Raw genomic sequence first — 20,548 nt, forward strand, 5'->3', positions numbered from 1 at the left:
GCACCCGGTGGCAATGGTATCCTAGCGCCCTCACAGCAACCGACTTAGCTCTTATATGCCTCAACTGACACAACCTGGACACGCCGATCTGCACCGCTGGCTAGAAGCCTTGCAGGTGGAATTTTACCTGTGTGGCGCCTGCGACGGCTTTCACCTGACCCGCCTTCAGGAGTGCCCCGGAGTATTTGACAGCAAGCTGGAACTGGCTGAAGACCAAAGCCTGATCCAGTTCAGTACCTCGATGGAGCTGCGTCCGGCGGCGCTGTTTAAGCTACACAGTGAGTTGGGCGAGCTTAACCAACGCTTCGGTGATCTGAAACTGTTTATCGAACTGCTGGATGATACCCTGCCGAAACTGATCATCAGCGCCCAGGTGCGTACCGCCGCCGGCCTGAGCGAAGCCCAGTTCAACGATTTTGTCAGCCATCACAGCCAGCAACTCCAGACCCTGCTGGCCTGGGTGCATGAGCAAGGCTATGCGCTGCTGGAGGGGGACGACGACGAGTTGCCGGCCGAGATCGAGATTGAACTGGGTCAACAGCATCAGCTTCACTAACCCGGCGTTCAACCACAAAAAAAGGCTCCCCAGGGAGCCTTTTTTGGTTGCCGGCAGAGTTAGCTGATCTTCGCTGCCACCAGCGCCTTGCCGGCGTCGTTGGCCAACCGCAAACCCTCGCCATCGCGCTCGATGGTGCCAGTGCAGGGCATCAGCACCGGACGCTGAAACTGGAAACTGGCCTGAGTCAACGGCTCGTTAACGCTGGCCAGCATCTTGGCCACCAGGTACATGCCGTGAGCGATAGGGGCGTCAAAACCGAACGGCTTGGCGGTCAGACGATGCAGGTGGATAGGGTTGTAATCGCCGGAGATCGACGCATATCGTCGAGCATCAGCCTCTTCCAGCGCAATCTGGCCAATCGCCTTCCAATCGTAAGCGATCTTGGGTTCACGGGCAGGGCGTCCGCGTTTACGCGGCCCATCCAGCTTCAACAGGCAGCGGCTGACGTAACGGGCAACGCACTGACCGGCCACATAAAATTCGCCAATCAACTCAAACTCCAGTCCCTTGATGGTTTCCTGCTGATCACCGACCTTCAGGGTGAAGTCGTAGTCCTGATCCAGGCTCAGGGGCTGCAACAGCTCGAAGCTGACGCCGAGGTGAATCATGCCGAGGGGTTTCACCGGCACATCTCGCTGAATCAATAGCATCAACTGCACCGGCTGAGTGGCCACAAACAGGTAGCTCAGCGGCAGGCTGCCCGAGGCGAACCCACAAAAGGCGTTGTACTTCTCCAGCTTGCTTTGATCGAATCGAAACCCGGTAATCTCGATGGCCTTTTCAGGCAATTCTGCAGGCACGGCGCGCTTCATAATGGCGCGGGCAATCAGGGGGATCGAAGCAGGGATCTGGTTAGCATGGTATTGAAGCACGGCGTTTCCTTGAGGGGGCATAACAATGCCTGACAGTTGAATCTACAACCCACTAGGATACCGATTTTCCCGGACCACATGGACAGACCAGTATGAATTCAGGGGCTAACGCCCCGTCAAAATGCGCGATGAGCCGCTAAATTCTTCAGCTTGGCCATGCTGGCTTCATTCAGGGACAAACGGTCTTCCGCCTGCTCCTGCATCCAGTCAAACATCGCCTTCACCGCAGGGGTGTCTTTGCGATCCGGATGACAGACCATGTAATAGCGTTGGCCTGCGGGCACGAACGACTCTATCGGCACCACCAGATTACCGGCCTCCACCTGAGGGGCGACCATGTTCCAGCGACCGATGGCGACCCCCTGTCCGGACATGGCCGCCCGGTACGACAGATCGGCCCGGTTAAACACGAAACCGCGATCCACCGACAATCCGTCAATCTCTGCCAGGCGAGCCCAGTACTGCCATTCGGTATAAAAACCGGAGCCCTGCCAGGCGGTCTCATCGTGCAACAGCAAACAGTCGGCCAGCTTGCCCGGGTTGTTCCACAGGTCGTGGTTGTCGGCGTACTCCTTGCTGCACACCGGAACCAGGCTCTCCTCCATCAAATCTTTACCGAACAGACCGGCACTGAGGTGATCGGAGTAGTAGACGGCAATGTCCACCGACTCGTGCTGAAAATCCGTGGCCCGAGACTGGGCGCGCACCTGCAGCGTCAGACGGGGGTATTTACTGTGCAAATCCCCCAGTCGCTCTGCCAGCCAACAGCGGGCGAAGCTGTGGGGCACGGCAATGCTCAGAGTGGAGGAAAAATCCTGCTGCTTCAGGTCCCGAATGGCGATCTCCAGCCCCCCCAGAGACTGATCCAGCTCCGCCAGCAGCCCGGCGCCCTGCTCGGTCAATTGCAGCCGACGGTTAAAGCGCAGGAACAGCTTGAATCCCAGCTGCTCTTCCAGTTTCTTGATGCGATGACTGACCGCAGATTGGGTCAGGTACAGCTCTTCCGCCGCTTTGGTGAAGCTCAGGTGGCGAGCCGCACACTCGAAACAGTGCAAAGATGACAATATGGCGCCGTTCAGCATACCGACCTCGGATTAATACGATTAATTCGAGGATAATAATAATTCGTTGGTCGACATTGGCAAGGCTAAGTAGTATCAACCCATCGACAGCGGGACAGGGCTCACAAAACAAGTGTGTGTGCCCATCGAGTTAGCGCTTAGACATCCCAGTCGAATGCGGCCTTTCGATGCTCCCTTACCTTTCGAAAGGCCGTAACATATTGCACTCTGAGCGGCAATGGAATGCCAGCAGAGTCGCAATAACCTCGCCCCGCCTTACCCCTTGCTGTTTACTAAATCATCAAAACAACCTAAGCCAGATTAAATCCATTCACCTCAAGATGTGATGGTGATCGATTTTTCATCAGCGCCAACCCCGGCATGGTCACCTTTTAACCGGTCAAAATCTGATGCAGGGCTTCCAACGGATGCCGTGGCCGCTGCTGTTGATAACGTTTAACCTGGGAACGGCAAGAGTAGCCTGATACCAACACCTCTTCGCTGGAGGCCTCAATGGCCGGCTGCCACGACAAGCGGTACAAATCCTGGGAAATCTGCAGATTTGACTGCTCATGGCCAAAGGTACCTGCCATACCACAACAGCCGCTGTTCTGGTTGTGTAACCGCGCACCGAAATGGGCAAACACCTGTTGCCACTGGGCCACCGCCTGCGGCCGCAGACTGTTCTCGGTACAGTGGGTCATCAACCTGAAACTCAGGCCACTGCTGGCCCGCTCCGGCCAGCGCTGCAACTGGGTCACCAGAAACTCATTGAGCAGCCAGACTTTAAAGTCACCCCTGGCCTCCCCCAGCACCTGATCGTACTCATCCCGGTAAGTCAGCACCAACGCCGGGTCCACCCCCAGCAGAGTCACACCGTAGCTGGCTACCCGGTTTAAACAACGGGCACCCCGAGCGGCGGTAACCGCAAACCGATCCATAAAGCCTTTGATGTGCTGTGGCTTGCCATTGGCAATAAAGTCCATCACCCGCACCCGGTAGCCTAACTGCTGCAGCAACTCGGCGGCCTTGACCACCACCTCGGCATCGTAATAACTGGTGAAGGGATCCTGCACCAGCACCACGGTGTCGGTCCGCTCCTGCTCCGACAGTTGAGCCAGCTCTGTCTCATCCAGACGCAGCGACGGTGGCAGACGCTGTGCCAGCGGTGGTACCGACAGCGCCGGCGTATCGACATAGCCAAACAGGCGTTGCGCCATCCAGGCAGACAGCGGGTTCTGGGTCAGGCGATTCACCAGTCTCGGCGCCTTGGCCATCCACACCAGGGCCCCTTCGATGCCAGCTACCAGGTGGTCCTTGGCCGGACGCAGGTAACGCTTGTGATACAGATGCAAAAACTCGGCCCGAAAACTGGGCACATCCACCTTAACCGGACAGCCGCCAGAGCAGGCTTTACAGGCCAGGCAGGTTTGCATCGCCTCATACACCTCCACCGAGAAGTCGTCTTGCTTATGACGGCTCAGGGTCGCCTTAATCCGTGACCGCAGTGACGCCATCGGCACCGATTTCAGGTTGGCGGTATCCACCCCGTCGTTGGCCAGCAGCCGCAACCATTCACGCATCAGGGTGGCCCGCCCCTTAGGCGACCACACCCGGTTGCCGGTGACCTTATAGGAGGGGCACATGGGGCTGTTGCGGTTGTAGTCGAAACACAGGCCATTGCCGTTGCAACTGATGGCTTTATCAAACTGAGCCCGCCCCTCGACCGCGATCTGGCGGTCAAAGCTGCCCCGTTTGATCTCGTCGATGCTGTACAGATTCGACTCGCTCTGCAGCGGCGCACAGATCTTGCCAGGATTGAGTTTATTGTCGGGATCGAACCAGCCTTTTATCCGGCGCAGGTCATCAAACAACTCGCCAAACACCGCCGGGCCATATTCGGAGCGCACTCCTCGCCCATGCTCGCCCCACATCAGGCCACCGTACTTTCGAGTCAGGGCTGCCACTTCATCGGAGACCTGACGCAACAGGACTTCGTCGGCGGGATCGCACATGTCCAGCGCCGGGCGCACATGCAGCACCCCGGCATCCACATGCCCAAACATGCCATAGCGAAGCTGGTGACCGTCCAGCAGCGCCCGAAACTCCATGATAAAGTCGGCCAACTGCTCCGGCGGCACCGCGGTATCCTCGGCAAAGGCGATGGGTTTACGGGCCCCCTTGGCGTTGCCCAAAAGTCCCACCGCTTTTTTACGCATCTGGTACACCCGGGCGATCTCGGCCGCCTGATCGCACAGGCGATAGCCCAGCACGCCATTGCCTTTAGCGGACAACGCCGCGATCAACTGCTGCACCTTGGCGTCGACCTCATCGGCACTGCCGGCAAACTCCACCATGTTGATGCCGGCCATGGCGGCGTCAAAGGCGTTGGGCACCAACTCGCCCACCGAGTGCCAGATGACGTCCTCCTTGGCCAGTCCCAGTACCGTGGAATCGATGGTTTCCACCGCCGTGGCCTCAGCCTGAACCAGGCTGGGCGCATGCCGCAGCGCCGACTCGAAGCTGTCGTAACTGATGTTCACCAGCCGGCGCTGGGCCGGAATCGGAGTCAGATCAACCTTGGCACTGACGACAAAGGCCAGGGTGCCTTCACTGCCGCACAACAGTCGGGTCAGATCCAGCACGTCGGTGTCGGCATCATAGGCGTGGCGCAGATCATAGCCGGTCAGGAAGCGGTTAAGCTCGGGAAAGGTATCGCGGATCTGGGATTGCTTCTGCTGGCACAGTGCCAACACCGCCTCCGCCAGGTGGCGGGCGCGCCCCCCGAGGGCAGCCCGCGCCTCGGCATCCCAGGGTCCAGTCTCCAGCAGCGAACCATCGTCCAGCACGGCGGTGATCCCCAGCACATGATCCGAAGTTTTGCCGTATACCAACGAGCCCGCGCCGGAGGCGTCGGTGCTGATCATTCCCCCCAAGGTGGCGCGGTTGGAGGTAGACAGATCCGGAGAGAAAAACAGACCGTGAGGCCGCAGGGCATCGTTGAGCGCGTCTTTGACCACCCCGCTTTCCACCACGGCGGTGCGGCCGCTGGGGTCGATATGCCGAACCTGGTCGAAATAGCGGCTGGTATCCACCACCACCCCAAAGTTCAGGCTCTGGCCATTGGTGCCGGTGCCGCCGCCACGGGGGGCAAAATGGATCTGCCGAAACGCCGGCGCCTGAGCCAGGGTCATGAGCAGTTGCAGATCGCCGCAATCTTTGGGGAAGACCACCGCCTGCGGTAGGAATTGGTAGACGCTGTTGTCCACCGCCATGCTCAGGCGGGTGCCATAGCGGGCGTCAATATCGCCTTTGAATCCCTGTTGGAAAAGCTGCTCTAAGTAATTTTTATAATGCGCATCGAGTCCTTGCGCCGTCAGCAATGCTGGGATCATTCGACTGCCTGTCCCTGTGGTGCGAAAGTGTCCCCCATGATAATAAAAAAGGGGCCGCTTTAGCAGCGGCCCCTTAAGTTATCTTAGAATTTACCAGACTTATTTCTTAGGCAAGGTCTTGCCCAGGTACAGCCAGGTTTCGATAACGGTGTCTGGGTTCAGGGACACCGAGTCGATGCCCTCCTCCGCCAGCCAGGCGGCGAAGTCTTCGTGATCCGAAGGACCCTGACCGCAGATGCCCACGTACTTGCCACGGGCCTTGGCCGCTTGAATGGCCATGGACAGCAGTTTCTTGATCGACGGGTCACGCTCATCGAACAGGTGGCTGATGATACCGGAGTCGCGATCCAGACCCAGACCCAACTGAGTCATGTCGTTGGAACCGATGGAGAAGCCATCGAAGTGATCCAGGAACTGGTCTGCCAACAGGGCGTTGGAAGGCAGTTCGCACATCATCTGCACCTTCAAACCCTCTTCGCCACGTACCAGGCCGTTTTTACCCAGCTCGGCAATTACGCCCTCGGCTTCACCCAGAGTCCGGACGAATGGAATCATGATTTCTACGTTGGTCAGGCCCATCTCACCGCGAACCCGCTTAATCGCTTCGCACTCGAGGGCGAAACAATCGCGGAAGCTGTCATCGATGTAACGGGACGCGCCGCGGAAGCCCAGCATTGGGTTTTCTTCTTCAGGCTCGTAACGCTCACCGCCGACCAGGTTGGCGTATTCGTTAGACTTAAAGTCAGACAGGCGCACAATCACCCGCTTCGGGAACACCGAGGCGGCGATGCAGGCCACGCCTTCCGCCAGACGCGCGGTGTAGAACTCAACCGGGTTGTCGTAACCGGCCATCAGTTCGTCGATTTCCGCCTTCACCTCGGCTTCCTGAACGTCGTAGTTCAGCAGCGCCTTCGGGTGCACGCCGATCATGCGGTTAATGATGAACTCCAGACGCGCCAGGCCAATGCCTTCGTTAGGCAGGCGACCGAAATCGAAGGCACGATCCGGGTTACCCACGTTCATCATGATCTTCATGGGCAGTTCAGGCAGGTCGTCCACCCGAGAGGAGGTCAGGGAGAAGTCCAGTTTGCCGGTGTAGATGAAGCCGGTGTCGCCTTCGGCGCAGGACACGGTCACTTCACTGCCGTTTTCAATCTTATCGGTCGCATCGCCACAGCCTACAACCGCAGGAATGCCCAGCTCACGGGCGATGATTGCCGCGTGACAGGTACGGCCGCCACGGTTGGTCACGATGGCACTGGCACGCTTCATGATCGGCTCCCAATCCGGGTCGGTCATGTCGGTAACCAGTACGTCACCCGGTTGAATCTTGTCCATCTCTTCGATGGAGTCCAGTACCTTGGCGGTACCGGCGCCGATCTTATGCCCAATGGCACGGCCTTCACAGACCACGTCACTGCTGCCTTCCAGGGTGTAGCGCTCCATCACCTGAGCGTCTTCATTGGAGCGAACGGTTTCAGGACGGGCCTGTACGATGTACAGCTTGCCATCGATGCCGTCTTTGGCCCACTCGATGTCCATTGGACGACCGTAGTGCTTCTCGATGATCACCGCCTGCTTGGCCAGTTCCAGCACCTCTTCATCGGTAACGGAAAACTGCTTCTGCAGACCGGCGTCCACATCGACAATCTCAACCTGCTTACCGTGAGCCTCGTCGCCAGAGTAGATCATCTGCACCAGTTTGGAGCCCAGGTTGCGACGCAACACGGCTTTGTGACCGGACAACAGCGTTGGCTTATGCACGTAAAATTCATCAGGGTTAACCGCACCCTGCACCACCATCTCGCCCAGACCGTAAGCAGAGGTCACGAAGACCACATCTTCATGGCCGGACTCGGTGTCGATGGAGAACATCACACCGGATGAGGCTTTATCGGAGCGAACCATGCGCTGAATACCGGCAGACAGCGCCACACCACGATGGTCGTAACCCTGGTGTACACGGTAGGAGATGGCTCGGTCATTAAACAGTGATGCGAATACGTGTTTGATGGCGACCATGATCGCATCGATGCCACGTACGTTCAGGAAGGTTTCCTGCTGGCCGGCGAATGACGCGTCCGGCATGTCTTCGGCGGTTGCAGAGGAGCGTACGGCGAAAGACGCATCTTCGCTGCCACCCTGATTCAGTTCTGTGTAAGCCTCAGTGATGGCCGCTTCCAGGGCAGGCTGGAACGGGGTATCAATAATCCACTGACGAATCTCCGCACCGGCTTTTGCCAGGGCATTCACGTCGTCCACGTCGAGGGTGTCCAGAACGGTATGAATCTTCTCGTTCAGGCCACTTTGCTCCAGGAATTCGTCATAGGCTTCAGCCGTGGTCGCATAACCACCTGGAACCTGCACACCCGCGTTCGCTAGGTTGCTGATCATCTCGCCGAGAGAGGCATTCTTACCGCCAACTCGGTTGACGTCGTTCATGCCAAGTTCCTGATACCAGAGTACGTATTGGGTCACTGTTCTGTCCTCACAACCTCAGATTTATTATATGCCCCTTCCTAAGGGGTCGCTGGCATCATACACTTCCCCCCAAGTAGCGCAAAAGCCTAATTATTCTGTAATTTTATTACTACAAGAGGCCTGTATGACCCGCAAAGTATTCTACATTTCTGATGGCACAGCGATTACTGCTGAGATATTTGGACATGCTGTTTTATCGCAATTTCCAGTTGATTTTGAGCAGAAGACCATCCCTTTTGTTGAAACTCTAGTGAAAGCTGAGGAAGTCAGAAACTTAATTAATGATTGTTTTATTACAACGGGCGAACGGCCATTAATCTTCCATTCCATTGTTAATCCAGAGATTCGTGCCATCATCTACTCCTCCGAGGGCCTGGACTACGACTTTCTCAATACCTTCGTGGCACCACTGGAACAGCAACTGGGGATCAAGGCCGAGCCCAAGGCGCACCGAACCCACAGCATCGCCAACGACTCCTACGATGCCCGTATCGACGCCATTCACTACGCCATGGATAACGATGACGGTGTCACCCTGAAGAATCTGGAGGAAGCGGATGTGATTCTGGTGGGCGTCTCTCGCTGCGGCAAGACCCCATCCAGCCTCTACCTGTCGATGCAGTTTGGCATCAAGGCGGCTAACTACCCCTTCATTGCCGAAGACATGGAGAACCTGAAACTGCCGACTGAGCTGAAAAAACACAAGAAGAAGCTGTTTGGCCTAACCATCAACCCTCAGCGTCTGCAGGAGATTCGTCAGTCACGGCTGGCCGACTCCAAATACGCCTCGGCACGTCAGTGCCGCATGGAGGTCAAAGAGGTGGAGTTTCTGTTTAAGAAAGAGCGCATTCCCTTCCTCAATACCACCAATAACTCGGTGGAAGAGATTGCGACGAAAATCCTGTCAAAGACCGGATTGGAAAGAAGTATGTTCTGAACCATCAAACCGCCACCGGAGCCAACGGGCTCCGGTGGCGAATTCCATTAATGCTTATGTTCCGGATAGTAACCGGCCAAGCCTTCGATGGCACTGGTCAGCGACTTGGCAAACTTAGGGTCGGCGTTCTGCTTGGCCTTCATGGCGGCCACAATCACCGCATGATGATCCATTAACCGCTTCTGGTAATCCTTCTGGCTCGTCTTGACCCGTTGAGTCAAAAAATAATCGCTAATGGTCTCGATCACCTTCTGGGCGTGTTGTTCTTTATTCATCACCCAACGCACCATCTGATTCTGCGACTGGGCATCGCTCTTGCCACTGAGCTCGGCCATCATGGCGGTGGCTTTGGCCACCGTCGCCGCATCCTCCAACATCTGTTTTACCCGGGCATGATCATCGTAAATACCACAAGGCACCTGACAATGAGACCAGGCCAGCGGTGACATCAGCCCCAGGCACAGGCTCAGCAACACCATCATCTTTTTCATCGTTCGTCTCCTTTTTCCATGCAGTGAGAGAGCCAGGCACCAAAGAGCAACCTCTTCAAACCCGTGCCTTTTTACTCTCCCGAAACCGAATTCCCTTTGCAGTATGGCTTGCCAGCGCCGGGTCTGCCGAAAAAACACCCTCATTCCCGCTGTCCTGCTCATGTCGGCATTACCACGGCACCAGCCCGGCTCAATTCAGCTCCACCACACCGTGAATGTCACCCGTCTGAGCTTCGACCAGCTAGCCTAGCACGTCGCCACTGAGACTGGCCGCGTCACTGACAGGCAGAGCGACAGGGTCAAGCCGCATCAGCTTGTCGCTGCTCCCGACCAGTGGCATCAAACCCAGGCCGATCAAAAGCCGTCTTGCCAATGACACATCAACACTCCTCTGTTGGTTCATAGCTCATTGGCGAGACACCGCTCATCCGTGCATTTGTTTGCCGAATCTACTGCGACCCCTTTTCACAACCGTTGGCTGCTTTGCTTTCATATCAATTTAATAGAACTACAAAGCGCACACAAATCAGACGAAAACCTCCCGAGACTGTACATTCTGCCACCACCGCGACAGACACTAACGTTCCCCGGGCCAGCTGCGACGGTCGTCTTTGCCAATAAGGCGGTCTCCCCAGGCCTGGGAGCCTTTGCATCAACGAATGAAAATCAGTACCATCCGCCGAAATGAAAATAGTTATCACTCAAGAGCTCGTGTGCCTAAGACCAACGCCTCGTCCGGCAAGCTAATCGCTTACCGAATTTTCCTCGCTTTCATCGTCGGCTTTGCCGTGATTAACAGCATCGGCATCCTGTTATCGCTGCTGCTCCCCGGCGACCGCCTGACCAACATCAGTTGGATTAACCTGCTGGCGTTTTTGGCCTTTACCGCCCTCATCATGTGGGTGTTTCATGAACCGTCACTGAAACGCATCACTCGGGTACTGGTGTCGCTGCTGGTCTCCAGCGCCCTGATTTCTGCGGCGGTGGTGCTATGAACGGCTTCAGAAAGTCCATGGGCGGGCTGCACACCTGGGCTGGAATACTCTTCTGCTGGGTCATGTACTTTATGTTTGTTACCGGCACCCTGGGCTACTTCGATGATGAGATCGACCTGTGGATGCAACCCGAACGCAGTGCTCACATCGATGCCCCGTTTGAGCGACGTGTCGAAACCAGTTACCGCTACCTCAATGAGCACGCACAAGGGGCCGAGTATTGGTACCTGTTCCCCGCTGGCGGGCGCCACGCCACCGCTCCAGAAGTCTCCTGGCGCCTGCCCCAATCGGAGCAGCCTCAGCCCCGGCGGTTTCGAAAACAGATCGACGCCATTGACGGTGGCGAGTTGCATCAGCCGGCCCGAGAGACCGGTGGCGGCCAACTGCTGTATAAGATGCACTACAAGTTGCATTATCTGGACAGAACCATCGCCTTCTACTTTATCGGCGTGGTCACCGTGGTGATGTTTCTGACGGTGGTGACCGGCGTGGTCATTCATCGTAAGTTCTTTGCCGAGATGTTCACCTTTCGTCCCCATAAAGGCCTGCGTTCCACTCTGGATCTGCACAATCTGCTCAGCGTGTCGTCACTGCCGTTTCACCTGATGATCTCCTACAGCGGTCTGGTATTTATGATCAGCTCACTTCTGCCGCTGATCGGCTTCGGCGGCCTCGGTTTCGATAGAGACATCAGCAAACAGGAGCTGGCCAAACTGCGGTTCCGACCGCAGATCGAACGCAGTGGCCAGGCCGCCCCCCTGCTGCCTGCCGAGCGGCTCACACAATTGATTGCCCGCTACGGCGATGCCGACCGAATTCGCAGCATTCAGATTCAGGCCCCTGGAGATGCCAATGCCCGCATCTACGTGCGTCAATTTGACGGCATTGCCACCCGCTCGGCAACGCTACTGGAGTTTGACGGTGTCAGTGGTGAGCTGTTATCCCAGCGCTCCCCTGCCCATAATTCGGCGGTCGAAGCCGGCCAGATCCTGCTGTCTCTGCACGAAGGTCAGTTTGCCGGACCACTGCTGCGTTGGCTCTACTTTATCGCCGGCCTGGCGGGCGCCGGCATGATCGCTACCGGCGCACTCCATTTCGTGCAAAAACGACGCCTGAAGCAGCGCCAAGCCGGCCCGGCAGCCGGAATACGCCTGGTGGAAAGACTGAATGTCGGCATCCTGGTTGGGTTGCCGATGGCCATCGGCGCTTACTTGATTGCCAACCGGTTATTGCCGCTGGGCCTACCGGAAAGGGCGGACTGGGAGGCCCACAGCCTGTTTATGGTCTGGGGCCTGGCCCTGATTCATGGCCTGATTCGCTCGCCAAGCAAATCCTGGTCCGAACAACTGGGGCTGGCCGCCGTCACCTGGCTGGCGGTGCCCATCATCAATGCCATGACCACCTCGAAGCACCTGGGTCATACCCTGGCCAGCGGCCAGTGGTTGTACGCCAGCATCGACCTGGGCGCCCTGACGCTGGCGGCAGCCTGCCTGTTCGCCGCCGTACGGCTGCAGCGACGGTCACTCTCTAATTCTCGACTGACGGTACACGCTTGATGATCTCCCTGTCGCTGTTCTTACTGATGTTCATCGCCGTCTCGGCCCTGGCGCTGGCCATGCCCAAACACCATCGACAACTCGGGTGGCGCTGGTCGTTGACTCCCCGGCGCCAACGGGCATTGCGGGTTGTGGCAACCGCCGCATTGGGACTGACCCTCGCCGGTCTCACTTCGGTATACGGCGTTGGCATTGGCCTGACCCTGTTCATGGGGCTGTTGGCGATCGCCATCAAGGCGGTGGCGCTGCTGCTCAGCCTTGGTCCTCCCCGCGGCCGTTCCACTTAAGCCAATGATATTGCGGCGTCCCGCTTAGCCACTCTGCCAACCAAAGCCAGTCATCGAGACTGGCTCGCCTTCATCGACAGCGGCGGGACATCGCTAACCAACCCGGTAGCCAACTTCAAAGACCGGGGATGCCATCAACCACTTCCCGCGCACCGCCTCAACTGCCAACACCAAATAAATCAAGGCAAACCCAAAAATAATTCGGGAAAACCGAATCGAAATGCGATTAGAAACGGGTGATTATCACCGCCGACTTTATTTACAGCGTTATAACTAAATAATATTATTGAGCCATGGATAACAAAAACCAATTACTCAATAAATAAAAGGAATGATGATTATGAATCAATTAGTTAATAAGCGGATTTCGGGCAAAACCATGGCCGGTGCGGCGGTGGCCGTGGCCCTTGGCATACTGTCGCTGTCGACGTTTTACACCGTCGACGAAGGCCATGTCGGCATTGTGAAGCGCTTCGGTGAAGCCCAGCAACAGGTCAATCCAGGGTTGCACTTTAAAATTCCACTGGCCGATCAGGTACAAAAACTGGAGATTCGGACTCGCAAGAACGTCGAAAAGCTCAAAGCCGCCACCCATGAGCAGATGCCGGTGGACATCGATGTCTCCATCAACTGGACGGTGATCCGCTCGGAAGCCTTTGAGCTGTATCGCAACTACGGTGGTCTGGATCAGTTCGAAAACCGCATTCTCGACCCGCGCCTGCGCTCGGCAGCCAAAGATGCCATCGCCCGCTACAAGGCGGAAGAGATTGTTCAGAATCGCGGTCAGGTGATCGGTAAGATCGAAGAGATCGTCATCCAAACCATGAAGGAATTTCCGGTCAAACTGGACAGCGTTCAAATAGAGAACCTGGGGTTACCGCAGAAATACCTGCAGAGCATCGAAACCAAACAGACCGAAAAAAACCTGGCGGCGGCGGAAAAACACCGCCTGGAGCGCCAAAAACTGGAAGCGATGCGGGAAGTCAACACCGCCGAAGCCAAGCGCGATGCGGAAAAGGCTCGAGCCGACGGTAATGCCTACGCCATCACCACCGAAGCCCAGGCAGAATCGGAGGCGATTCGCATCAAGGGTCTGGCAGAGGCGGAAGCGATGCAAAAGAAGGCCGAAGCCATCAACCAAAGCCCACTGCTGGTGGAGTACGTCCGCGCCCAAAACTGGGACGGCAAGATGCCCTCGACCATGATGGGCGCCGATCAAAACGTGCTGTGGAACATGCAGAGCGTTAAACGCAACCCATAACTCACCCCAACACCGCCGAACCGGCTAGGCCCACCGGCCCGGTTCGGCGGCCATTTTGGTCCATTTATTAACCAACTTGTCGCCCAATGGGTATTGTGCCTTACCTAACGGCCAAGATTCGGTATAATCCGTCAGATTAGTTGCAAACGGTGACCTGTACTCACCCCGTTGTAGGCACGCATGACATTTAAGACCGATGAATTACGGACCACGCTTCTGTGCAAGGTGATTTCCCCTGCCGAGCTGGCCAAAGAGTTTCCCTTATCCGATCCAGCCGCCGAAGCACTGCTCAGTGCCCGTCGCCAGGTTGAGGCCATTCTCAGTGGTGAAGATTCCCGCCTGCTGGTCATTATCGGCCCCTGCTCCATTCACGACGCCGACGCCGCGCTGGATTACGCCAAGCGCCTGGCCGTGTTGCAGAAAGAGCTGGCCGATGACCTGATGATCGTCATGCGTGTGTATTTCGAAAAACCCCGCACCATCGTCGGTTGGAAAGGCCTGATCTCCGATCCGGATCTGGACGGCAGCTTCAGCGCCAACAAGGGCCTGCGTCAGGCACGAAAACTGCTCACCGACATCACCGAATTGAAACTGCCCATCGCCACCGAGTTCCTCGATATGGTCAATGGCCAGTACATCTCCGATCTGATCACCTGGGGCGCCATCGGCGCCCGCACCACCGAAAGTCAGATTCACCGCGAAATGGCATCGGCGTTGTCCTGTCCGGTTGGCTTTAAAAACGGCACCGACGGCGGCATGCAGATCGCCATCGACGCCGTCCGCGCCGCCCGAGTGCCGCACATCTTCTACTCGCCGGACAAAGACGGTCAGATGTCGGTGTACCGCACTCACGGCAACCCCTTCGGACACATCATCCTGCGCGGCGGCAAGTGCCCCAACTACGACGCCGAACACGTCATCGCTGCCAGCAACAAATTGTCTGAAGCGGGCATCAGCCCTCGATTGGTGGTGGACTTTTCCCACGGCAACAGTCAGAAAGATCACCGTCGCCAACTGGATGTGGCCGCCGATGTCATGGCCCAGATGGCACAGCCGCACGGTGGCATGATTGCCGGTATCATGGCGGAGAGTTTCATCAATGAAGGCAACCAGAAAGTGGTCGCCGGCCAACCGCTGACCTATGGTCAGAGCATTACCGACGCTTGCCTGAACTGGCAGGACAGTGAAATCCTGCTCAAAGATTTGGCCAAAGCCAGCCGCGCCAGACGGCGCCGTTGTCCCTGAGGCTGACGCACTCAGATCCGATCAGAAGGGGCCACCACGCGTGCCCCTTTGTTTTTGATTAAAATTTGCATAAAGTAGTGGCACTATAATTACAAGGACCTACGCCACCATGGATCAGCCTGACCGCTCAATCATCATCGCCGACGATCACCCCCTTTTTCGCCAGGCGCTGAAACAGTCATTGAGTCTGTTCATGGCAGACACCCGCTGGCTGGAAGCCGACAGTGCCGACACCCTGGAGCACTGCCTCAACCATCACCCCGACGTTGACCTGATCCTGCTGGATCTGCAGATGCCCGGCAGTCACGGCTACTCGACCCTGATCCACCTGCGCAGCCACCACCCGGCGATTCCGATCATGGTGATCTCTGCCCATGAAGACAGCCAAACGGTCGCCAAGGCGATGCACTATGGCGCCCAGGGCTTCATTCCCAAATCGGCCCAGCCTCAACAACTGGCCGATGCTCTGCAGCGGGTTCTGGAGGGCGACATCTACCTGCCTCAAGGTATGGAAAACCTTAACGAAGCACAGCGAGACGACGACGACATCGGCGCCCGCCTGGCCGAGTTAACCCCGCAGCAGTACCGAGTATTGCAGATGTTTGCCGAAGGCCTGCTCAACAAGCAGATCGCCTATGAACTGGCGGTCTCCGAGGCCACCATCAAAGCCCACGCTACTGCCATCTTTAAAAAGCTCGGCGTGCGCAACCGCACCCAGGCCGTCATCGCCCTGCAGGGACTGGATATGGACAACCGTCCGGTCTGAATCCAACAGCCAGCACCGCGGGCCCGCCGATTGCGGGCCTTTTTGTTTCCCTCAAAAAGCGCAACCAGTAAATACAACACCGACAAAACCAAAGCTATAACAAGCATTGACAATAGAAGTTATGATTAAATTTCAAATAGTTAAAATGAATCAGCGTTCAAATTGAGATCACACAAAATCAAAAGTGTAAGATTTAATTGCGACTATTTGATCGAGGTCATTCTTTTTTCAGCCTGACTGAGTCCATCATACAGCCATGGTGAATCCGGTGACTCAATCACCCGCAGCACCATAGCTATCCAAGGACATCAGGAAGGCAATGAACCCAGGGGTTTTCTCTCTCCCACCCCCAAGAGCAACGGCTCATCCCCTTCCTGTTCGGCCAGGTCACCGTGCCCGGCCCAACTCGTACAGAGATCAGGAAACACGATATGAGACAACAATTTTTCGCCTGCACCGCCCTGACACTGGCATTTTCCGTTCAGGCCAGCCCCGACCTCGACCGGCTGTACGGCCCGGTAATGCCACCGGCCTACATCAAAGCCTACGAAGTGGACAATCACCACAACATCGCCCTCAACCCCTATCTGCAGGTCGGCAACGATCAGCAACCGCTGATTCTGGATGAGGGGGAAGGCTACGTCTGGGTTATCGACGAAGCGGGCAACTTCATCATTGCACCGGAAGTCACCACCCCTTGGGGCACCAAGTACCCGCAGGGCATGATGCGCATCGAAGATGGAAAACCCAAAAAGTGGGGCTACAAGGAAAAATATGGCCACACGGCACTGACCGGCGGGGCCAAGGCCCGCATTGGCGGTGAGCTGGAGATGGAAAACGGCCAGTGGTACCTCAATAACAAATCTGGCCGCTACAACAAACTGCGCCCGGGACGGACCGAAACGGCACTGCACAACGCCGGCGAAATGCTGATTCGCATCGCACCGCAGATCGACTCGCTCAACTACGAATACCTCAAGGACTACGGTCCGGCCAAACCGGTCTCCATGGCACAGATGGAGGACATCGAATGGCATTACCTCATCGATACCGACTTCTTGTGGGACGGCGAAAGCAAACAGTTAGGACAACGATTTGTCGACAAAACCCCGTTCATCGACTGGCGTGCCAAGGTGAAATTCAAAGAGGGTTTCTACATGGACACCGAGGACCGGTTCCTCAAAAGCCGTGACGAAATCTTTCGGGTTCGCATGGACGTCAGCAAGGTGCGTAAGTCCAAATTCACCCACAAGCTGCGGGCCGATAGCCTGGATAATCTGCGACCAATGATCAAAGGCGAAGGCGAAGTGGATGTCTCCCTGGGAGGCGATCAGTACAGCCTGTCTACCGACGTCGGCTTTAACATCTTCGAGTTCGATTTCTATGGCGCCAGCAATCAGGAGATCTTCGACTACCTGATGTTTGCCAACCCGAAAGCCTACAAGCAATTGACGCCACTGATGCGCCACGGTGCCAGTAAGGTGCTGAAAACCGACATCATGCGTCAATCCAAGTACAAGGGCTGGATCAACAGCGGTCCGTTCAAAGGCCAGGAAGTAGAGATTCAGATCTGGAAAGCCATCAAGGACCCCGGCCAGTTCGGCAAAAACGGTCAGTATGGCAAACCCCTGCTGCTGGAGATCGGCTTCGAAGGCAAAACCGCGAACCGGGCCGAGCTAGACAAACTCAATGACTGGCTGTACGCCAAGCTGAAAGCCGCCGGCCTGCTGGCCAAAGACCAGTCCCTGTCAAAAACTGAAATCGCCTTTCAGGTCAGCAACCGCTTTCACGCCAAAGCCAACCCCGCCAAGCCCGCGACCAGCAAGCCCATCGGCATCGCCCAACTGGATGGCACCAAGGTACGCAACCTCGATGGCAGTGTGAACGTTCGTACCGGCAACGACAGCCTGGTGATTGCCGGCAACAGCGCCATCGCCGCCACCGTGTATCAGACCCGCCATCAAGATCACCCTCTGAAGGTCGCCGTCATTGGTGCTAACAAGAACCAGACCCTCGCCAAAGCGACCCTGGTCGGGGCTAAGGATGGACTGTTGGTGGCCGTTGCCACAGGCTCCCGCTATGACACCGCCAAAGAGCGTCAAAAACTGGCCGCCCGCCTCGACGGTGGTAACGCCCTCAAAGGCTATGAGCTGTTGGGCGACAGTGCGGTGAATTACCTCAAACCGGTGATCAAACAACACATCGACACTCAGGCACGCAGCAACCACCTGTACTACTGGGCCGGAACCGAACTTTAACACTCTCATGGACAGGAAGGTGCCCCGCCGGGCACCTTCCGCCAACACAAGGATCTCATTATGACCACACGCACCCTTAGCCTGGCCGCCCTGAGCCTGGTAACGGCCATCGCCTGGCCGGCGTTCAGTGCCGACTTGGACCTGACGCTCAACGACCACCCCATTGACCAGAACACGCTGTGGTTTGGCCACATCAATCCAGACACCGACACCATCGTCTCCGCCATGATGGCGGCCAAAATCTACGGTGGCCAGGCCCGCAGCACCGGCAAGCTCAATAAAGAAACCCAGTACGTGCTCGACACCCTGAAGCTGGACACGCCGCCCCTGGCCACCAACCTGGCCGCAGCCAACGTCGCGCTGGTGGACTTTAATCAAACCACGCAACTGATGCCCGGCGTCAATCAAAACAACATCCAGGCGGTGATTGATCATCACGCCCTCAGAGACAACCCCATCGCCCTGTCCTCGCCCATCAGCATCAACATCAAGCCCTGGGGTTCCGCCGCCACCATCATTGCCGATGACGCCGAACGCCACGGCATTGCCCTGTCAAAGAGTGACGCCGGACTGCTGCTGGCCGGCATCCTGTCCGACACCCTGAACCTGAGCTCGGCCACTACCACCGAACGGGATCGGCAACTGGTGGCCAGCCTGTCTGCCACCGCCGGTCTTGATGCCGATGAGTTTGCCGCCAACATGTTTAAAGCCAAATCGGATCTGTCCGACGTCAGCGCTTACGACATCGTGGTCGGGGACTACAAAAACTACAGCATCAACGGCAAGAATGTCGGCTTTGGGGTTGCGGAAGTACTGAGTTCCGACGAACTGCTGGGGCGGGTCGAGGAGTTGCGCCAGGCGCTGGGTAAGGCCCGAACCAGCCAGAAACGCGACCACATCTTCTTTGCCATTGTGGATATGCAGAAGAAAACCGCCTACGTGATCACCGAAAATCGCGCCGATGAAAAACTGGCCAACAAAGCCTACGGGGTCAAAATGGATAAACGGGGACTGTTCGTTCTCAGCGACACCCTGTCACGCAAACGGCAGATGATGCCTGCCATTAAAGGCGCCTTGTCGAAGTAACTACAATGACAGCAGGAGGCTGGCTCCGGCCTCCTGCCCTGCCGATCTGCACCGGGGTCAGCGTTTAGACTCGGTGAAGGTTACACCACCGCCAGTACGTCCTCGGCCAACAACCGAGCCTTGGGCAGTCCATGGTTATAGTCTTCCCCCTGTTTGTGATAGCCCATTGCCAGTGCCACTTCGCAGACATGGCCATCCAGTTCTGGGGCGAACTCCTTGCCGATCAGTTCGGCATCCACCCCTTCCATTGGCGTCGAGGCGATCCCCAACCGGGCCAGTACGTGCAACAAGTTGCCCAGAGCCAGGTACACCTGGGCCTTGGTCCAGCCACCATTGAAGCCCTGGGCGTCGGTGTTGGCTTCGGCAAAGGCGTAGGCCCCCATAAAGGCATCGTACCGCTCCGCCGGCAGGTGACCAGAGCGCACTTCCGCATCGACCCGCTTGCTGTACTTTTCTTTAGTGAATTTCGGATCATAGGCCAACAGGATGGTGTGCGACGCCTCTTTGGCATGGGGCTGATTAAATTGGTGCTTATTAACAAAGGTGTTGTGGAATCGCTGTTTGGCCTCGTCACTTTCCAGCACAACAAACTTCCACGGCTGAGAGTTGATGGAGGACGCCGACAGGCGCAGCGCTTCTTTGATAATGGCCATGTCGTTGGCCGAGATGCGCTTGGATGGATCGTATTTTTTGGCGGTATAGCGGGCGTTTAGATCGGCAATAATCTGCTGAGACATGGTCTGCTCCGTAACTGGGTGAATTCATACATCAATCAATGACGGAGAGTATATTGGTCAGCCCGGCGAACAATAAACCGGCCGCCACCATAAACAGTTTTCGTTTTGAATTGATAATGGCCCAGGCCGTGGCCGTGGTTACCGCAAACCAAGGCGCCGGTCGCCCTGGTGACCCGGCACGCGTTGGTAACCGACACGCCCCGGCCCGCCTCACTGGGGGGTAGTGCCAAACCACTGCTGCAGCTGCTGCGATGCCCGCTGCCAATGGGCACTAGTAACGTGAGCCGCCACCGTCGCCAATGCCACCGTCAAAGCGCCTAAATCATCACTGAATCCCACTCCTGGCGTTAAATCCGGAATCACGTCCATGGGCAGAATCAGGTAACCCAACGCCGCCACGATTACCGTCTTGGCCTGGGTCGGCGTTTGCGGGTCGGTCAGGCAGAAATAGAGCACCAACGCCTTTTCCACCGCTTCCCGGCCAATGCGAACGGCATAACGGCGCAGGGTGTCCCAGAACGAGTCTTCGCTGAAGTACTTTGCATAATCGTCCATCACTTG

At 56.9% G+C, this 20,548-nt stretch carries 17 protein-coding genes; 10 read left to right on the forward strand and 7 right to left on the reverse strand.

Annotation, left to right across the window (positions count from 1 at the left end; genetic code table 11):
* The first annotated feature begins 55 nt into the window (after positions 1-55).
* The gene (locus H598_RS24420; RefSeq protein ID WP_051252733.1) at positions 56-556 is read left to right on the forward strand and encodes a YbjN domain-containing protein; all 501 of its coding nucleotides are present in this window, start codon (positions 56-58) and stop codon (positions 554-556) included.
* Positions 557-615: 59 nt separating this feature from the next.
* Here the strand turns inward: H598_RS24420 and H598_RS0114120 are convergent, their stop codons facing one another.
* From H598_RS0114120 to ppsA, 4 genes are all read right to left on the reverse strand, one after another.
* Positions 616-1,431: a MaoC family dehydratase gene (locus H598_RS0114120; RefSeq protein WP_028113584.1), complete on the reverse strand. Its 816-nt coding sequence runs from the start codon at positions 1,429-1,431 to the stop codon at positions 616-618.
* A gap of 116 nt (positions 1,432-1,547) precedes the next feature.
* A complete protein-coding gene (dsdC, locus tag H598_RS24425) occupies positions 1,548-2,513 on the reverse strand; it encodes a DNA-binding transcriptional regulator DsdC (RefSeq protein ID WP_051252734.1) in 966 nt (321 codons plus the stop codon).
* Positions 2,514-2,884: 371 nt separating this feature from the next.
* Positions 2,885-5,887, reverse strand: coding sequence for a D-2-hydroxyglutarate dehydrogenase YdiJ (gene ydiJ, locus H598_RS0114130; protein ID WP_028113585.1), 3,003 nt, complete (start codon positions 5,885-5,887; stop codon positions 2,885-2,887).
* A gap of 99 nt (positions 5,888-5,986) precedes the next feature.
* Positions 5,987-8,365 carry a phosphoenolpyruvate synthase gene (ppsA, locus tag H598_RS0114135; protein WP_028113586.1) on the reverse strand — a complete coding sequence of 793 codons (2,379 nt, stop codon included), beginning with the start codon at positions 8,363-8,365 and terminating at the stop codon, positions 5,987-5,989.
* Between the two features lie 127 nt (positions 8,366-8,492).
* Between ppsA and ppsR the strand changes: the two genes are divergently transcribed.
* The gene (gene ppsR / locus H598_RS0114140) at positions 8,493-9,305 is read left to right on the forward strand and encodes a posphoenolpyruvate synthetase regulatory kinase/phosphorylase PpsR (protein WP_028113587.1); all 813 of its coding nucleotides are present in this window, start codon (positions 8,493-8,495) and stop codon (positions 9,303-9,305) included.
* A gap of 47 nt (positions 9,306-9,352) precedes the next feature.
* On the opposite strand, the gene H598_RS0114145 is transcribed toward ppsR, so the two are convergent.
* On the reverse strand, positions 9,353-9,796 hold the full coding sequence (locus H598_RS0114145; RefSeq protein WP_051252735.1) for a superoxide dismutase, Ni: 444 nt from the start codon (positions 9,794-9,796) through the stop codon (positions 9,353-9,355).
* 713 nt (positions 9,797-10,509) lie between these two features.
* Between H598_RS0114145 and H598_RS24430 the strand changes: the two genes are divergently transcribed.
* The 8 genes from H598_RS24430 to H598_RS0114190 all read left to right on the forward strand — a co-directional run bounded on the left by H598_RS24430 (position 10,510) and on the right by H598_RS0114190 (position 19,250).
* Positions 10,510-10,791, forward strand: coding sequence for a hypothetical protein (locus tag H598_RS24430; RefSeq protein ID WP_035415940.1), 282 nt, complete (start codon positions 10,510-10,512; stop codon positions 10,789-10,791).
* Positions 10,788-12,347 (forward strand): PepSY-associated TM helix domain-containing protein, encoded by a 1,560-nt coding sequence (locus tag H598_RS0114160; RefSeq protein WP_028113589.1) that lies wholly within the window; start codon positions 10,788-10,790, stop codon positions 12,345-12,347. Before H598_RS24430 ends, H598_RS0114160 begins: the two co-directional genes overlap by 4 nt.
* Entirely contained in the window at positions 12,347-12,634 is a 288-nt protein-coding gene (locus tag H598_RS24435) for a DUF3325 domain-containing protein (RefSeq protein WP_035415941.1), read from the forward strand. Before H598_RS0114160 ends, H598_RS24435 begins: the two co-directional genes overlap by 1 nt.
* 340 nt (positions 12,635-12,974) lie before the next feature.
* Positions 12,975-13,895: an SPFH domain-containing protein gene (locus tag H598_RS0114170; RefSeq protein WP_425402363.1), complete on the forward strand. Its 921-nt coding sequence runs from the start codon at positions 12,975-12,977 to the stop codon at positions 13,893-13,895.
* Between the two features lie 180 nt (positions 13,896-14,075).
* Positions 14,076-15,140, forward strand: a complete 1,065-nt coding sequence (locus H598_RS0114175) for a 3-deoxy-7-phosphoheptulonate synthase (RefSeq protein WP_028113591.1) — start codon at positions 14,076-14,078, stop codon at positions 15,138-15,140.
* Positions 15,141-15,249: 109 nt separating this feature from the next.
* A complete protein-coding gene (locus H598_RS0114180) occupies positions 15,250-15,906 on the forward strand; it encodes a response regulator (protein ID WP_028113592.1) in 657 nt (218 codons plus the stop codon).
* Between the two features lie 431 nt (positions 15,907-16,337).
* Positions 16,338-18,164 (forward strand): hypothetical protein, encoded by a 1,827-nt coding sequence (locus H598_RS0114185; RefSeq protein ID WP_028113593.1) that lies wholly within the window; start codon positions 16,338-16,340, stop codon positions 18,162-18,164.
* Positions 18,165-18,224: 60 nt separating this feature from the next.
* Positions 18,225-19,250 (forward strand): manganese-dependent inorganic pyrophosphatase, encoded by a 1,026-nt coding sequence (locus H598_RS0114190; protein WP_028113594.1) that lies wholly within the window; start codon positions 18,225-18,227, stop codon positions 19,248-19,250.
* An 80-nt stretch (positions 19,251-19,330) separates the two neighbouring features.
* On the opposite strand, the gene H598_RS0114195 is transcribed toward H598_RS0114190, so the two are convergent.
* Together H598_RS0114195 and H598_RS0114205 are read right to left on the reverse strand one after the other, a co-directional pair.
* Positions 19,331-19,987 carry a nitroreductase family protein gene (locus H598_RS0114195; RefSeq protein WP_028113595.1) on the reverse strand — a complete coding sequence of 219 codons (657 nt, stop codon included), beginning with the start codon at positions 19,985-19,987 and terminating at the stop codon, positions 19,331-19,333.
* Between the two features lie 210 nt (positions 19,988-20,197).
* On the reverse strand, positions 20,198-20,542 hold the full coding sequence (locus tag H598_RS0114205) for a YkvA family protein (protein ID WP_028113596.1): 345 nt from the start codon (positions 20,540-20,542) through the stop codon (positions 20,198-20,200).
* Positions 20,543-20,548 lie beyond the last annotated feature (6 nt).

Origin of the sequence: Ferrimonas kyonanensis DSM 18153, from assembly GCF_000425405.1 — a bacterium.
GTDB lineage: Bacteria > Pseudomonadota > Gammaproteobacteria > Enterobacterales > Shewanellaceae > Ferrimonas > Ferrimonas kyonanensis.

Coding starts and splice junctions, on each gene's coding strand:
- H598_RS24420 (WP_051252733.1), top strand. CDS start 56: ATGCCTCAACTGACACAACCTGGACACGCCGATCTGCACCGCTGGCTA.
- dsdC (WP_051252734.1), bottom strand. CDS start 2,513: ATGCTGAACGGCGCCATATTGTCATCTTTGCACTGTTTCGAGTGTGCG.
- ydiJ (WP_028113585.1), bottom strand. CDS start 5,887: ATGATCCCAGCATTGCTGACGGCGCAAGGACTCGATGCGCATTATAAA.
- ppsR (WP_028113587.1), top strand. CDS start 8,493: ATGACCCGCAAAGTATTCTACATTTCTGATGGCACAGCGATTACTGCT.
- H598_RS0114145 (WP_051252735.1), bottom strand. CDS start 9,796: ATGAAAAAGATGATGGTGTTGCTGAGCCTGTGCCTGGGGCTGATGTCA.
- H598_RS0114160 (WP_028113589.1), top strand. CDS start 10,788: ATGAACGGCTTCAGAAAGTCCATGGGCGGGCTGCACACCTGGGCTGGA.
- H598_RS24435 (WP_035415941.1), top strand. CDS start 12,347: ATGATCTCCCTGTCGCTGTTCTTACTGATGTTCATCGCCGTCTCGGCC.
- H598_RS0114170 (WP_425402363.1), top strand. CDS start 12,975: ATGAATCAATTAGTTAATAAGCGGATTTCGGGCAAAACCATGGCCGGT.
- H598_RS0114175 (WP_028113591.1), top strand. CDS start 14,076: ATGACATTTAAGACCGATGAATTACGGACCACGCTTCTGTGCAAGGTG.
- H598_RS0114180 (WP_028113592.1), top strand. CDS start 15,250: ATGGATCAGCCTGACCGCTCAATCATCATCGCCGACGATCACCCCCTT.
- H598_RS0114185 (WP_028113593.1), top strand. CDS start 16,338: ATGAGACAACAATTTTTCGCCTGCACCGCCCTGACACTGGCATTTTCC.
- H598_RS0114190 (WP_028113594.1), top strand. CDS start 18,225: ATGACCACACGCACCCTTAGCCTGGCCGCCCTGAGCCTGGTAACGGCC.
- H598_RS0114195 (WP_028113595.1), bottom strand. CDS start 19,987: ATGTCTCAGCAGATTATTGCCGATCTAAACGCCCGCTATACCGCCAAA.
- H598_RS0114205 (WP_028113596.1), bottom strand. CDS start 20,542: ATGGACGATTATGCAAAGTACTTCAGCGAAGACTCGTTCTGGGACACC.